The sequence below is a fragment of the Carboxydothermus hydrogenoformans Z-2901 genome, from assembly GCF_000012865.1.
Classification (GTDB): domain Bacteria; phylum Bacillota; class Z-2901; order Carboxydothermales; family Carboxydothermaceae; genus Carboxydothermus; species Carboxydothermus hydrogenoformans.
The window spans coordinates 1166813-1182457 of sequence record NC_007503.1; the positions used below are offsets into that span (position 1 = coordinate 1166813).

General features: G+C 37.2%; 15 protein-coding genes. All 15 read left to right on the forward strand.

Going from position 1 to position 15645, the window contains the following annotated elements; translation table 11 throughout:
• The first annotated feature begins 7 nt into the window (after positions 1-7).
• Complete coding sequence (locus CHY_RS06085; RefSeq protein ID WP_011344220.1) at positions 8-226, forward strand: 4Fe-4S dicluster domain-containing protein; 219 nt, start codon at positions 8-10, stop codon at positions 224-226.
• Positions 219-1301, forward strand: coding sequence for a 3-methyl-2-oxobutanoate dehydrogenase subunit VorB (locus CHY_RS06090; RefSeq protein ID WP_011344221.1), 1083 nt, complete (start codon positions 219-221; stop codon positions 1299-1301). The genes CHY_RS06085 and CHY_RS06090 overlap by 8 nt, the downstream gene beginning before the upstream one ends.
• Positions 1291-2028 carry a thiamine pyrophosphate-dependent enzyme gene (locus CHY_RS06095; RefSeq protein ID WP_011344222.1) on the forward strand — a complete coding sequence of 246 codons (738 nt, stop codon included), beginning with the start codon at positions 1291-1293 and terminating at the stop codon, positions 2026-2028. Before CHY_RS06090 ends, CHY_RS06095 begins: the two co-directional genes overlap by 11 nt.
• An 11-nt stretch (positions 2029-2039) precedes the next feature.
• The gene (locus CHY_RS06100) at positions 2040-2588 is read left to right on the forward strand and encodes a 2-oxoacid:acceptor oxidoreductase family protein (RefSeq protein WP_049752126.1); all 549 of its coding nucleotides are present in this window, start codon (positions 2040-2042) and stop codon (positions 2586-2588) included.
• A gap of 31 nt (positions 2589-2619) precedes the next feature.
• The gene (locus CHY_RS06105) at positions 2620-4095 is read left to right on the forward strand and encodes a 4-hydroxyphenylacetate 3-hydroxylase family protein (RefSeq protein WP_011344224.1); all 1476 of its coding nucleotides are present in this window, start codon (positions 2620-2622) and stop codon (positions 4093-4095) included.
• Positions 4096-4102: 7 nt separating this feature from the next.
• Positions 4103-4486 carry a hypothetical protein gene (locus tag CHY_RS06110; protein WP_011344225.1) on the forward strand — a complete coding sequence of 128 codons (384 nt, stop codon included), beginning with the start codon at positions 4103-4105 and terminating at the stop codon, positions 4484-4486.
• Positions 4459-5796: a DUF362 domain-containing protein gene (locus tag CHY_RS06115; protein ID WP_049752081.1), complete on the forward strand. Its 1338-nt coding sequence runs from the start codon at positions 4459-4461 to the stop codon at positions 5794-5796. Before CHY_RS06110 ends, CHY_RS06115 begins: the two co-directional genes overlap by 28 nt.
• 40 nt (positions 5797-5836) lie before the next feature.
• Positions 5837-6493 carry a hypothetical protein gene (locus CHY_RS06120; RefSeq protein ID WP_011344227.1) on the forward strand — a complete coding sequence of 219 codons (657 nt, stop codon included), beginning with the start codon at positions 5837-5839 and terminating at the stop codon, positions 6491-6493.
• Positions 6462-8246 (forward strand): sigma-54 interaction domain-containing protein, encoded by a 1785-nt coding sequence (locus CHY_RS06125; RefSeq protein WP_049752082.1) that lies wholly within the window; start codon positions 6462-6464, stop codon positions 8244-8246. Before CHY_RS06120 ends, CHY_RS06125 begins: the two co-directional genes overlap by 32 nt.
• Before the next feature lie 308 nt (positions 8247-8554).
• Positions 8555-9577, forward strand: coding sequence for an alpha-hydroxy-acid oxidizing protein (locus CHY_RS06130; RefSeq protein ID WP_011344229.1), 1023 nt, complete (start codon positions 8555-8557; stop codon positions 9575-9577).
• Between the two features lie 94 nt (positions 9578-9671).
• Complete coding sequence (gene dapA / locus CHY_RS06135; RefSeq protein ID WP_011344230.1) at positions 9672-10586, forward strand: 4-hydroxy-tetrahydrodipicolinate synthase; 915 nt, start codon at positions 9672-9674, stop codon at positions 10584-10586.
• A gap of 129 nt (positions 10587-10715) precedes the next feature.
• Positions 10716-11993: an SLC13 family permease gene (locus CHY_RS06140; protein ID WP_011344231.1), complete on the forward strand. Its 1278-nt coding sequence runs from the start codon at positions 10716-10718 to the stop codon at positions 11991-11993.
• Between the two features lie 103 nt (positions 11994-12096).
• Positions 12097-12885 (forward strand): 2-keto-4-pentenoate hydratase, encoded by a 789-nt coding sequence (locus CHY_RS06145; protein ID WP_011344232.1) that lies wholly within the window; start codon positions 12097-12099, stop codon positions 12883-12885.
• A gap of 274 nt (positions 12886-13159) precedes the next feature.
• Complete coding sequence (locus CHY_RS06150; protein ID WP_011344233.1) at positions 13160-14305, forward strand: acyl-CoA dehydrogenase; 1146 nt, start codon at positions 13160-13162, stop codon at positions 14303-14305.
• Positions 14306-14325: 20 nt separating this feature from the next.
• Entirely contained in the window at positions 14326-15630 is a 1305-nt protein-coding gene (locus tag CHY_RS06155) for an acetyl-CoA hydrolase/transferase family protein (protein ID WP_011344234.1), read from the forward strand.
• The last annotated feature ends 15 nt before the right edge of the window (positions 15631-15645 follow it).

A 15645-nucleotide genomic window follows, 5' to 3' on the forward strand; every position in this document is an offset into this window, starting at 1 on the left:
ATAAGAATTGAAAGTAACTGTTGATTATGAACGGTGTAAAGGTTGTGGATTATGTATTGATGTTTGTCCTAAAAAAATTATTTATTTAAATCAAGATTTTAACAGTAAAGGTTATTATTATGCAACCATTTCAAATATTGAAGAATGTATTGGCTGTGGAAGATGCTATCAGATTTGCCCTGACCTGGTATTTGAAGTGAAAGAGGAGGCGAAGATTAATGGGTAAAGTATTATTTAAAGGTGCTGAAGCCATTGCGGAAGCTGCCATTCGAAGTGGATGTAAATTTTTCTTTGGCTATCCAATTACGCCTCAGACTGAAGTAGCTGAATATATGGCAAAAAGGTTACCGCAAGTTGGGGGAGTTTACCTTCAAGCGGAAAGTGAAGTTTCAGCTATTAATATGGTATTTGGGGCAGCTGCTACAGGAGCACGGGTTATGACATCTTCATCCAGTCCTGGTGTGAGCTTAAAGCAAGAGGGGATTTCTTATATTGCAGGAGCTGAATTACCTTGTGTTGTTGTAAATATCATGCGTGGTGGACCTGGTTTAGGTTGTATTCAGGCAGCCCAATCAGATTATTTTCAAGCGGTAAAAGGTGGCGGACATGGAGACTATAAAAACATTGTTTTAGCACCGTCAACTGTTCAAGAAGCGGTTGATTTAGTGTCTCTTGCCTTTGATTTAGCAGATAAATATAGAAATCCAGTAATGATTTTAGGAGATGCGGTTCTTGCACAAATAATGGAGCCGATTGAATTACCTGAAGAGAAAAAGGAATTGCCTGAAAAACCATGGGCAATTACTGGTTGCAGTAATCGGGAGCAAAATATAATTACCTCATCATACCCGGTACCTGAGGATTTAGAAGCTGTAAATGAAAGGCTCAATGCAAAGTATAAGCAGATTATAAAAGAAGAACAACGCTGGGAAGAAGATGGGGTAGATGATGCAGAGTTGGTTTTTGTTGCATATGGAACTAGTGCCCGGATAGCAAAAGATGCTGTTGAAACTTTAAGAAATAAAGGAAAGAAAGTTGGTTTGATTAGACCAATAACCTTATGGCCTTTCCCGAAAAAAGCGTTTAAGAATAGAATGGCGGGCAAGAAAATATTAGTAGTTGAGATGAGCAAAGGACAAATGGTCGAAGACGTTGAAATTGCAGTTAAAGGTCAAGGCGAAATTTATTTCTATGGAAGAACAGGTGGCATTGTGCCCTATGTTGAAGAAGTTCTCGAAGTAGCTGAAGCTATTTTAAACAATGAAAATGTTAAAAAATGGGGGGAAGATGATGAAAACTAAAGAGTACATTCGTCCAAAAAGTTTAAAGCCTACCCAAACCCACTACTGTCCAGGGTGTACTCATGGGATTATCCATCGGATTTTAGCTGAAGTCTTAGATGAAATGAATTTGAGAGAAAAGGCTGTAGCAGTAATTGGGGTTGGTTGTTCATGTTTTGCTGAAAGGTATTTTAATTTTGATTGCATTGATGTAGCTCATGGGCGGGCACCGGCAGTGGCTACTGGAGTTAAAAGGGCTAATCCGAATTTAGTAACGATAACGTATCAAGGCGATGGAGACATGACGGCGATCGGTTCGGCTGAGGCTTTGCATGCCGCAATTCGCGGGGAAAAAATTACTTCAATTATGATAAATAATGCTATTTATGGAATGACTGGAGGTCAAATGTCACCAACTACGTTGATTGGACAAAAAACATCTACATCTCCCTATGGTAAAAAGGCAGAAGAAGCAGGATATCCAGTGCGGTTTGTTGAGACGTTAGCTTTACAGGAAGGAGTAGCATATGCAGCTCGAACTGCAGTAAATAACATTGGAAATATTTTAAAAACAAAAGCAGCTATAAAAAAAGCATTACAAGCACAAATAGATGGTAAAGGTTATTCAATAGTTGAAATATTATCGACTTGCCCAACCAACTGGGGTGTATCGCCTAAAGAAGCACTAAAATGGATTGAAGAAAAAATGATTCCAGTATTTCCGTTAGGTGAGTTTAAAGAAATTTAAATGAGGTGATGATTGTGGAAGCGACAATTTTTGCTGGTTTTGGTGGCCAAGGGGTAATGAGGATTGGACAATTATTAACTTATGCAGGCTTAAAAGAAGGGAAGGGAGTAATCTGGTATCCGGCTTATGGTTCTGAACAGCGAGGTGGCACGGCCAACTGTACTGTAATTATAGACGAAAGAAGAAGCCAGGTAGTTTCGCCTGTAGTAAAATATCCTACATCGTTAGTTATTTTAAATGAACCGTCATTGCTCAGGTTTGAGGCAAGATTAATGGCAGGGGGTAAACTTTTTTACAATAGCTCGTTGGTGAAATCAAAGCCTAAGCGGGAAGATATTGATGTATATCCAATTCCTGCTAATAAAATAGCTGAAGAACTCGGCAATGTAATGGCGGCAAACATGGTTATGCTAGGTGCTATGGCAGCTATTACAAAAGTTGTAGATATTGACAGCTTAAAAAATGAATTGACAACTATATTTAAAGGAAAAAGTGAAAATATTATAAAATTAAATGAACTGGCATTAGAAAAAGGTAGGGAAGCAGCATTGCAATTATAAAATAAAAAATTTTGAGGGGGAAGTGTTTATTATGCCTTTAAAAACAGTAAAGGAGTACCTTAATAGCTTAAGAGCGATGAAGTTTGAAGTTTATTTTAGGGGAGAGCGGATAGAAAATCCAGTAGATCACCCCGTAATACGTCCTTCAGTTAATGCTGTAGCTATGACCTATGCTTTAGCGCATAATAGTAAGTACAAAGATCTTGCTACTGCTTATTCACCTTTTGTTGATAAGTATGTAAATCGTTTTACTCATATTCATCAAAGCACTGATGATTTGTTAAAAAAAGTTGAGTTGTTAAGAACAATTGGGCAATTAACTGGGGTTTGTTTCCAACGTTGTGTTGGCATGGACGGTTTAAATGCCGTTTATGCTGTAACGTATGAAATAGATGAAAAATATGGGACCCAATATCACCAAAGGTTTATAAATTATTTAAAATATGTGCAAGAAAATGATTTAGTTGTAGATGGAGCTATGACAGATCCGAAAGGTGACAGGGGGTTAAGGCCTTCTGAACAGGAAGATAAGGATCTTTATTTGCGGGTTGTTAAGGAAACAGAAGAAGGGATAGTTGTTCGGGGTGCTAAGTTCCACCAAACAGGAGCTATTAACTCCCATGAAATATTAGTCATGCCAACAATCTCCTTAAAAGGAGAAGAAGAAAAACCCTACGCAGTATCTTTTGCTGTACCTTCGGATTCTCCAGGAATAGTCTATGTATATGGACGTCAGCCATCGGATTTAAGAAGTTTGTACGATGCTCCTGAGGATTGTGGCAATCCTAAATTTGCGGGGCAAGAAGCTGTGGTAATTTTTAATGATGTTTTTGTTCCCTGGGAAAGGGTATTTATGTGCGGTGAAGTGGAGTTTGCTGGAAATCTTGTCGAGTATTTTGCAAGTTACCATAGGCAAAGCTATGGTGGATGCAAAGTTGGAGTTGGTGATGTTTTAATTGGAGCTGCTGCTAATATTGCGGAGTTTAATGGGGTAGATAAAGCTTCGCATATTAAAGATAAGATTGTTGAAATGATTCATTTAAATGAAACGATATTTTCTTGTGGTGTTGCTTGCTCTTGTTTGGGGTATAAAACAAGTGCAGGTAACTATATGGTTGATAGATTATTGGCAAATGTTTGCAAACAAAATGTAACACGGATGCCCTATGAAATTGCAAGGCTACTGCAGGATATAGCTGGCGGACTTTTTGTGACAATGCCGTCATGGAAAGACTTAGAAAATGGTAAGGTTGGAGAATTGTTGCAGAAATATTTGGTCGGCAAGAAAGGCGTAAAAGTAAAAGATCGGGTAAAACTAATGAGATTAATAGAAAACTTAACATTAGGACGATCTGCTGTTGGGTATTTACCGGAATCGATGCATGGTGCCGGTTCACCTCAAGCTCAAAGAATTATGATTACCAGGCTTGCTGATATAGAGAAAAAGAAAAAGTTTGCCTTGCGGTTAGCTGGAATTGGTGAGCAAGAAAATGAGCGATTGGAGTGAACATTGATTGGGATCTGTACGCATAATAGCTTATATAGATAAGACGGTAGTAAAAATTGTAGGATTTAAAATTGATAGAATTAATTTAATGGAAATTGAAAAAAAATTAATAGAAATATTAAAACGACCGGTGCGTGTAATTGGTGTTAGCGGAGAAAGTTTGGAATTTGATGTTTATGAATTGCCTCCGGAACAGGTTTATAGGAATGAACGTAATATTATTGAGGCTATTGCAAATGAAGGTATAGAGGGGGTTGAAGTGGCAAAAATTGTTAAAGCCGAGCAGGTTCCGGAGGTTAATCTTGATGATTTAATATTAAAACCTGATGAAGAATATAATTGTCCAGCGGAAAGGTGGTTGCGATGGAAAAAGCTGGAGGAAGAGAAATAAAAAGTTATAACTTTTATGTTGACTTTGAGCCTATTGTGGCGCTAGTTAAAGATACGGTAATTCCCAAGATGTATAAAGTCAGGCAAAAGTTTGATGTACCGGTACTAAAAAATCCTGTTGAAAAATTAAACCAAGAACTTCGCAATAAAGAAGAAGTCATGAAAAAGTTAAAAGGAAAAAGAGTATGTATTGCGGTAGGTAGCAGAGGTATAGCGAATATTGCGGATTTTGTTGCAGAAACGGTAAAAGTAGTTAAGGATTATGGTGGAGAACCGTTTATTATTCCCGCTATGGGAAGCCATGGCGGGGCTACCAATGAAGGACAAAAGCAGGTTTTAGAAGAGCTTGGCATAACTGAAGAAACTGTAAAAGCGCCAATTGTTTCGCATTTAGACGTAGAATTAGTAGGGAAAACAAGGGAAAATGTCCCTGTTTATGCAAGTTGTGATGCTTTAAACGCTGATGCAGTTATCATTATAAATAGAATAAAACCTCATACATCTTTTAGCGGCGATATTGAGAGCGGTATTATAAAAATGATAGTAATAGGGCTTGGTAAGCAAAAGGGAGCCGAAGTGTGCCATAAAATGGGTTTTTATCGCTTTTCCGAACGGTTGCAAGAAATGGCTCGGGTAATTTTAACTAAAGTTCCAGTGGTTTTAGGAATAGGTTTAATAGAAAATGCCTATGATGAAACTGCTGAAGTTAAGGCGTTAACGACTGATGAGTTTTTTGTTGAAGAACCCAAACTTTTAAACCTGGCAAAATCATTAATGCCGAAAATTTTAGTAAACAATTTAGATGTTTTAATCGTTGATGAAATAGGTAAAGATATCAGTGGAGATGGAATGGATCCAAATGTGACGGGAAGATTTGCTTCTGATTATGGAAAAGGAGATTTAATCGTAGATAGAATAGTGGTTCTACGTCTAACCGAACGGACAGAAGGTAATGCAAATGGTATTGGTGTAGCAGATGTTACTACATTAAAGGTTTTAGAAAGTACTGATTTTACGAAAGGATATATAAATAGTATTACTGCTGCAATACCGCGTACCGTTCGTTTGCCAATGGTTATGCCTAATGACGAAATGGCAATTAAGGCAGCAATCAAAACTGCTAATAACTTTGATTATGTCGGTGAAGACACTAGAATAGTACGCATTAAAAATACTTTAAATGTAGAGCAAATTTACATTTCGCAAGCACTTTTGTCAGAAGTAAGAGCAAATTCATCATTAGAAATTGTTGATGGGCCAATTGACTTTGCTTTTGACGAAGAGGGAAATATTTTAACAGGATGGAAATAATAAGGAGTGGTTGTGAGAAATTTAAGATGAAAGAGTGGTTATGTTGTTTGTTTTTTCCCTTAATATTCAGTTAAGTCCTTCCATTTCATTTCTTACACTTGGATATGGAAATTACAATGTTGGAAGTAAACACTTACCTTTTTTGTGTGCAATAAGTAAATTGCGAAAACAGATAGAAAAGGAAAAAAATGCAGTGGAAATGATAAGGGATCCTGTTGCGCTTGATTATTGGTTAGCCAAGCAAAGTAAATTTTTAGCAATAGATGGTATTGAGGTAGTGGCTTTAAGTTTAAATAATCCATTAATTAAGGAGCCAGGTGGAGGTGTAATAGGTTCACCGTTTAAAAAACTGCAGCCTGCCCGGGGTGAAATTGAGTTTTTAAAAAGTGATATTGGAATTTTAACTTTTCCTGAAGGTCCTGGAGTAGCACTTATTGGAATAGATAAAAGTGACTTTGAAAACTTTCGAAAGGAATTAGGTAAGCTTAAAGAGGTAAAGTATAATTTTTGTCGAATTTTAGATTTAATAGAAAAAACTAAAGTTAAAACAGCGCTTTTCATTTCTGATGGATGTGGTTTAGTAGAAACTGGTGGTGGCTTTTATATTAGGAAATTCAATATTAGAAAATTTTTTTTCTTACCCTGGGGCAGAGTGAGTGGTGAATATGAATTGGAATTATATGTGTGGCAATGTTAATGAGGAAGGGGTTAAAAAATATTTAAAGGAGTTAAGCAATAAAAAAAATGTAGTACCGGTATTTGTTAGTGTATTTAATTTAAAAGGAGAGTTATTAGCTTTTTACTGTAAAGTTTGTGAAAATTGCAAATTCAAAGAAAGCCCCTTTCCTTTAGAGCATGAATTACTAAATATGTGTTTTAATGATGAGTTAAAAATTATAGTAGAGTCAATTATTGAAGAAGTGGACAGGTTGGATGATTTAGTAATTAAAGTTAAGACAGTAAAAATAAGTAGCTTATTAAAAAAAATTAAAGAACTTTCATTCTTGCAAGAAGAACTGGAAGCTATTATCGAAAGCTCGTATGATGGTATTTACGTTTCAGACTGTACTGGAAAAACATTAAGGATAAACAAAGCTTATGAGAGAATTACTGGTATAAAAAAAGATGAAGTTATTGGGAGACGACTTGATGAATTAAAGGCTGAAGGTTATTTTTCCGAAATTGTTTACAAGCAGGTAGTGAAAGAAAAACGGCCTGTAACAATTTTGCAAAAAATAAAAAATGAAAAAGAAGTTGTGGTAACGGGAAATCCTGTATTAGACAATAGTGGTGAAGTTAAACGTGTTGTGACCAATGTTCGTGATATTTCTGAGTTAAACATGTTACGGAGAGAACTTGCTGAAGTTAAAGAAAAGTCAAAGCATTATCAACGAAAAATTGTAGAACTTCAAGAAAAATTAACTCTATTTTGTCAAGCTCAGCAAGACTTTAAAGGTTTTATTATCAAAAGTCCTCTAATGAAGGATGTAATATATAAGGCATTGAGAGTAGCAAGGACTGATACTACAGTCTTAATAATTGGAGAGTCTGGAACTGGCAAGGAAGTTATTGCCCGGTTTATTCATTTTAATAGTTTACGTAAAGATAAAGCGTTTTTACCTGTTAATTGTGGTGCAATTCCTGAAAATTTAATGGAATCTGAATTTTTTGGTTATGAACCTGGTGCTTTTACTGGTGCCCTTAAAACAGGTAAAATGGGGTTTTTTGAGTTAGCTCAGGGAGGAACGCTATTTTTAGATGAAGTAGGAGAACTTCCTTTGCATTTACAAGTAAAATTACTTAGGGCATTACAAACGAAAGAAATAATGCGTTTGGGAAGTACAAAACCTATAAAAGTAGATGTACGCATTATTGCTGCAACTAATCGCAATTTAGCTAAATTGGTGGAAGAAGGTAAGTTTCGAGAAGATTTATATTACAGGCTAAATGTTATATCTATTGAAATACCTCCTTTACGAAAGCGAAAAGAAGAAATTATTCCAATGGCAATGGAATTTCTTACTCGAATTAATGAAAAGTATGGTAGTGAAAAAAAATTTACAAGAGAAGTATTAGAAATATTAAAAGAATATAAATGGCCTGGTAATATTCGGGAATTGGAAAATGTAATTGAACATGCATATGTGGTAAGTCAGGATGAAATTAACGTTGAAGATTTGCCTATACATTTGGATTCACTTTACGGGGAACCTGGTAACATTGCTTTAATTAGAAAGACATTACAAAATAGGGAAAATATCACTTTAGATGAAGCAATTAGTTTAGTTGAAAAGAAGTTAATAGAAGATGCTTTGTTAAAATATGGTACAGAAACTCGAGCAGCAAGTGTTTTAGGTGTAAATCAATCGACTATATCGCGGAAGATTAAAAAGTACAATATTGATGTTAAAAAAATAATTGAAAAAAATAACGAAAAAGAATTAAGTTAGTAATTGTGCATTTATTTATGCAAAAATAAATAAAATGCATTCATGCCTAAAAACATTAACGTTTTTGTAAGATTTTGCTTTTTCATTAAAAATACAAAAATTAAAAATACATAGATTTAAATATGGTTTTTTTATGTCAAGCCATCTTTTTTTAAATATAATACCTTATACCTTAAAAAGATGGCATAAAATTTGCTAAAAAATTTAGAACGTCGAAAGATATCTCGAAATGGGAAAAGTTTTAAAGTTACAAAAATAAAAAGGCAAACAAAAATTCTCTAAAAAAAATAATGAGAGGGAAAGAAATTATGGACTTAAAAGAAATTAGGGCAACCGCCAGAGAAAAGCTCAAGGGATTTTGCCGGGTTTGCCCGGTATGTGACGGTCGGGCATGTGCCGGAGAAGTACCGGGAATGGGAGGAGTAGGTACCGGAAAAGCTTTTCAGGAAAATTTACGGGCTCTTTCCCGGTATAAGTTAAATTTAAGAACGATTCACGGAGTAAAAGAACCGGATTTAAGCTTTGAACTTTTTGGGGTTAAGGTAAGCATGCCGGTTTTTGCTGCTCCGATTACCGGAACCACTTACAACATGGGCGGAGCGTTAACTGATGAGGAATATAGTTTAGCGGTTGTTGAAGGTAGCCTTTTAGCTGGAACCTTAGCTTTTACCGGAGATGGAGCCGATCCCACCATGTACGGTTCGGGGTTAAAAGCGATTAAAAAAGTGGAGGGTAAAGGTATTCCCATTATTAAACCAAGAGCGCAAGAGGAGATAATTAAAAGGATTAGAGAAGCGGAAGAAACGGGAGCTATTGCTGTAGGGGTGGATATTGATGGAGCCGGATTACTAACGATGGCTTTAAAGGGGCAGCCGGTCAGTCCGAAAACCCTGGAAGAAGTAATGGAAATTGTTAATTCCACCAGGCTTCCGTTTATTTTAAAAGGTATTATGACCCCTGATGAGGCCGAATTAGCGGTTCAGGCCGGGGCGAAAGCCATTGTGGTTTCCAACCATGGTGGAAGGACGTTGGATGAAACTCCCGGGGCTGCCGATGTCCTGCCGGAAATTGCTGCCAGAGTAAAAGGGAAAATCACCATCCTGGCCGATGGAGGAGTAAGATCCGGTGTCGATGTTTTAAAACTTTTGGCGCTGGGAGCGGATGGAGTATTAATAGGGCGGCCGATAATTGTGGCAGCTTTTGGCGGTGGTGCCGAAGGAGTTAAAATTTACCTAGAGAAAATTAAAAAGGAACTAAGGGAAGCGATGCTTTTAACCGGAGTTGCGCGGGTGACCGAAGTCCCGGGAACAATTATCCGGAAGGAGCAGTAAGATGGGAAATTATGTTGTGGGGTTTCATCTTAATATAAAAATAACCTAGAAAAAATAAATTGAATGTAATTATTCCAACTCAGGAGGTTTAAACATGACAGAAATTTTAAATAAATTTCGTGGAGTAATTCCACCGATGTTAACCATTTTCAAAGAGGATGGTACCTTTGATTGGGAAGGCAATAAAGCTCTAATAGATTTTTTAATCAATGGTGGAGTTCATGGAATATTTGTTTTAGGGAGCTCTGGAGAATTTTCTCATCTAAATGCTGAAGAAAGAAAGGAATTTGCCAAATTTGTGGTAGATTATGTAGCAGGCCGGGTACCTGTTTTAGTAGGTACCGGAAGCAGTAATACCAAGGAAGTTGTGGAATTAACGAAACATGCCAAAGAAATTGGAGCCGATGGTGTGGTAGTTGTTTCTCCTTATTATTGGGGACTTTCTGAAAAAAATTTATACCAGCATTTTGCAACTGTGGCGAAAGTAGTAGATATACCTATAGTTCTTTACAATTTCCCTGATTTGACCGGTCAAAATCTTTCTCCTTCTCTTGTTGCAAAGTTAGCAAGTGATTTTCCAAATATTGTTGGTATTAAGGATACAATTGATAGTATAGCTCACATAAGAGAATTAATTTTACAGGTAAAAACAGTTAGACCGGATTTCAGCGTATTGGCAGGATACGACGACCACCTATTCAATACATTGGCTATGGGTGGAGATGGTGTAATACCTGGGACAGCTAATTTTGCGCCTCATATACCTGTAAATATTTATAATAATTTTGTTAAGGGCAATATAGAAGAGAGCATGAATTGGCACCGGAAACTTTTAAGACTGCCGCGCATTTATAGTCTTGATAAGCCAGCAATTAGCTTATTAAAAGAAGCTTGCAAGCTTTGTGGTTTACCCGTTGAAAGTTATATACGGCAACCAGCGGGGCGTGCTGATGAAGCAGCAGTAGAAAACCTAAAAACTTTGCTTAGGGAAGCGGGTTTAATAAAGTAGTTACACAACCTCCTTTTAGCATCTTTTCTGTTTAAAAGGTGTCAAAAGGCTGTTTTTGGATATCTTATAGTAGTCTTTGACATCTCCTGGGATTTTTTAAAGATTTTTTGTGAATAAGGAGGAAAATCAATGAGTCAGTCATTAATTGCGTTAACCGTATTTTTTGCAACTTATACCTTAATTATTTCTGAAAAACTACACCGGGCTATAGCAGCGCTTTTAGGCGGTACTTTATTAATTGTTTTGGGCGTTTTAAGTCAGGAAAAAGCAATTCACCATATTGACTGGAATACCTTGGGCCTATTAATCGGAATGATGATTATTGTCGGCATTACCAAAAAAACAGGAGTCTTTCAGTATTTGGCAGTAAAAGCGGTTAAATGGGCCAAAGGGGAGCCAGTTTATATTTTAATAGCTCTGGCTACCGTTACCGCCTTTTTATCGGCATTTTTAGATAACGTTACAACAGTTTTACTAATTGTTCCGGTAACCTTCACTATAACTGACCGGCTGGGGATAAATCCTATTCCCTTTCTTATTTCACAGGTGTTAGCCAGTAACATCGGCGGTACCGCCACTTTAATCGGTGACCCGCCCAATATTATGATTGGCAGCCAAACTCATCTGGATTTCCTAGATTTTCTTAAAAATTTAACACCGGTTATTATAGTTATCCATATCGTAACCATGTTTCTTTTTTACTTGATTTATTATAAGGAATTTAAAGTACCTGGGGAATTAAAAAAGAAATTACTGGAATTAAATGAATTAGATGAAATTAAAGATTTTGCCCTTTTAAAGAAAAGCCTTTTTGTCTTAGGCCTCGTCATTCTTGGCTTTATTTTGCACGGTGCACTTGGTTTAGAATCGGCCACCATCGCCTTATTTGGTGCAGCACTTTTATTAACCATCACCCGGGACGAGCCGGAGGAAGTGCTTTTAACCGTGGAATGGCCTTCCATCTTCTTTTTCCTCGGCTTGTTTATTGTGGTAGGAGGCCTTGTGGAAACGGGAGTTATCGACCGGGTAGCCCGCTGGAGCCTGGAAGCCACCAAAGGTAATTTCACTTTAACTGGGATGTTAATTCTCTGGCTTTCGGCTATAACATCGGCATTTGTTGATAACATCCCCTTTGTGGCCACGATGATTCCGTTAATTCAGAAGATGGGTGCTTTAGCCGGCATGACACCACAGGCTTTAGAGCCGCTGTGGTGGGCCTTATCTTTAGGGGCCTGCCTGGGCGGCAACGGTACGATAATCGGTGCTTCAGCTAACGTAATTGTGGCAGGGTTAGCTGAGAAAAACGGCTATCCGATTTCGTTTATTAGCTTTATGAAATTAGCCTTTCCTTTAATGTTAGTTTCGGTAGTAATTTCCATGGTTTATCTTCTCCTGTTTTACTTTTAAAGGAAAAACATATAAATTTTTCAATTGAAAAAATTAGCTTTGAACGCCTTATGAAAAAGGTTATTTGAGTAGGATTTTTATTAAATGGTTAAGGAGGAAAATTATGGATAAAGTAGATTTACAAACAGCGGCAGAAGCGCTCTGGAAAGCCTGTCAAGAAAGAAAAGCATTAGAACAGCCTTTAACGGAAATTTATCCTGATATTACTATTGGTGATGCTTACCAGATTCAGTTAATTAATGTAGACAAGAAAAAAGCTCTGGGACGTAAAGTTGTTGGTAAAAAAATAGGTTTAACCAGCCGGGCAATGCAGCAAATGTTAGGAGTTCATGAGCCGGATTACGGGCATGTAACTGATGACATGATTGGCGATGAAGAGGTTGCTATTTCTCGTTCCAAATTATTGCAACCCAAAATTGAAGCGGAAATTGCTTTTGTTTTAAAGGACAGGCTTGTAGGTCCTGGAGTTACTTTAACGAAAGTATTGCAAGCGACAGCAGGAGTAATTCCAGTATTTGAAATAATTGATAGCCGGATTAAAGACTGGAAGATTAAGATTCAGGATACTATTGCCGATAATGCTTCCAGTGCGATGGTTGTTTTAGGAAGTAAATTAATACCGGTAGATCAGGTTAATCTTAAATATGTTGGGTTAGTATTAGAAAAAAATGGAGAGATTATTGATACCGCGGCCGGAGCTGCGGTTTTAGGGCACCCTGCATTAGCTGTTGCCTGGCTTGCCAATAAACTTTCCGAGTTTGGTATTGCCTTGGAACCGGGGGAGATTATTTTATCCGGTTCGCTGACTAAAGCGTATGAAGTTACCGGTAATGACCATTTTGTTGCCAATTTCGGGCCTCTTGGTTCGGTTAAAGTAAAATTTACTGATTAACGATTAACACCCATAAGTAGAAGAAAATTTTAATAATTTGGCATGGAAATTGCTTTGTATTATTGGCAAATAAATTATATTACACATTTATTTAGCACAAAAAGTGAAAGTAACCACAAGAACATAACTTAAAAATGAATACACTTTAGGTATAAAAAGTTACAAAAAATTAAGGACACAGGTTTTCAATTATGCTTTCAGGAAAATTATGCATATATGAATAAAATTTTCTTTAGTTTTATCTATAAAAAAAATAAAAAAAGGAGGAGTTCATATGGATTTTAGGTTATCTGAAGAGCACGAATTATTAAGGCAAACGGTAAGAGAGTTTGCTGAAAAAGAAGTTGCCCCATCTGCAGCCGCAAGAGACGAAGAGGAAAGATTTGACCGGGAAATCTTTAAGAAAATGGCCGAATTAGGGTTAACGGGCATTCCCTGGCCCGAAGAATATGGCGGGGCAGGAATGGATTATCTTGCCTATGTTATCGCTGTGGAAGAACTTTCCCGGGTTTGTGCTTCTACCGGTGTTACATTATCCGCTCACGTTTCGTTGGGAAGTTTCCCAATTTATAAATATGGGACGGAAGAACAAAAGCAAAAATACCTAAAACCGCTGGCTTTGGGCGAAAAAATGGGTGCTTTCGGGTTGACCGAGCCTTCAGCGGGCACAGATGCCGGTTCATTAAAGACAACAGCGGTAAAAGATGGAGATTATTATGTATTAAACGGATCCAAAATTTTCATAACCAATGGGGGAGAAGCAGAAATATATGTAGTTTTTGCAACTGTTGATAAAAATAAAAGACACAAAGGAATTTCTGCTTTTATTGTCGAGAAGGGAACACCTGGGTTTAATTTTGGTAAAAAAGAGAAGAAAATGGGCATTCGTTCTTCCCCGACAGTTGAGTTAATTTTTGAAAATTGCCGGATTCCAAAGGAAAATTTACTTGGTGAAGAAGGTCAGGGATTTAAAATTGCTTTATCTACCTTAGATGGCGGACGCATTGGTATTGCTGCTCAGGCGGTAGGTATAGCCCAAGGAGCTTACGAAGCTGCAGTGAAATATGCCAAGGAAAGAACCCAGTTTGGCAAACCCATAGCTGAATTTCAAGGAGTAAGTTTTGTTTTAGCGGATATGGCGACTAAAATCCAGGCGGCAAGGTTGCTGGTTTATCATGCTGCCTGGCTTGAATCAAACAATCTGCCCTATGGCAAAGCTGCATCAATGGCTAAACTTTTTGCTGCAGAAACGGCTATGGAAGTTACCACGAAGGCGGTTCAAATTTTTGGAGGCTATGGCTATACCCGTGAATATCCGGTAGAACGGATGATGAGAGATGCTAAAATCACCGAAATTTATGAAGGTACCAGTGAAGTGCAAAGAATGGTGATTTCATCGTATATCCTCAAGGAATTTTAGTGCTTTAAAGGGTGAGGTAAATGTTATTAAACTATCATGCCGAATATAGAAAAAAATTAACAACTGTTGAGCAAGCACTGGAAGTAATTACGAATAATTGTAATGTATTTGTATCCCTTGGTGCAGCAGAACCATTAATGCTCTTGGACGGTTTGGGAAAAAGAGTTTTAGAGCAAGATTTAAGAGGTATTAAAGTCTTTCAACTCCTTCCAGTACAAGATTCTTTGTACTTAAAACCAGAGTTAAGTGAGCGCATAATGCATATATCGATGTTTGCCGGAAGGCCGGTGCGCGAATTAATAAATCAGGGTTTTGCTGAGATGATTCCTTGTCATTTCCACGATGTTCCCCAAATTATTCAGGATTATTTAGATGTCGATGTTTTTATGACAACGGTTTCGCCCATGGATGAACATGGCTTTTTTAGCCTGGGAACATCGGTGGATTATTCGCTTGCAGCCTTAAAGAAGGCCAAAAAGGTAATATTAGAAATTAACCCCAATATGCCAAGAACCTTTGGCCAGGGAATTGTTCATATATCGGAGGTAGATTTTTTGATTGAAAGTGAAAGGCCGCTGCCTGAGCTTTTTCCAGAAGAACTAAAAGCCGAAGACTTACGCATTGGTGAATATATTGCTGAATTGGTCGAGAATGAGTCAACGTTACAATTGGGAATTGGAGGAATACCTAACGCTGTAGCTAAATTTTTAAAGGAAAAGAAAAACTTAGGAATCCATACCGAAATGATTACCGATAGTATGGTGGATTTAGTAGAAGCTGGAGTAATTACCGGCAGCGCGAAATCCTTGCATCCTTATAAAATTGTTGGTACATTTGCCTTAGGCACGAAAAAACTTTATAGCTTTTTGAATAACAATCCAATGGTTGAAATGCATCCAGTTTCTTATACCAACAATCCGTGTGTAATAGCTCAGAATAAAAAGATGATTTCCATCAATACCACTTTGGAAATCGATTTATGGGGGCAATGTGCATCCGAAAGTATTGGTACAAAAATTTACAGCGGTACTGGTGGACAAGCCGATTTTGCCCAGGGTGTTTTACATTCCCCGGGCGGTAAAGGGATAATTGCTTTATACTCTACGGCAAAAAATGGACAGATTTCAAAAATTGTTCCAACATTAAAACCTGGGGCAATTGTAACAACTTCTAAAAATGATGTTGATTACATTGTTACCGAATACGGTGTAGCTAAACTTCGAGGAAAAACTTATCGGGAAAGAGCAAAAGCTTTAATAAATATTGCCCACCCTGATTTTAGAGATGAGTTAAAGTTTCAAGCCAAAAAGTTAAATATTTTATAAAAACATGAGGAGGGA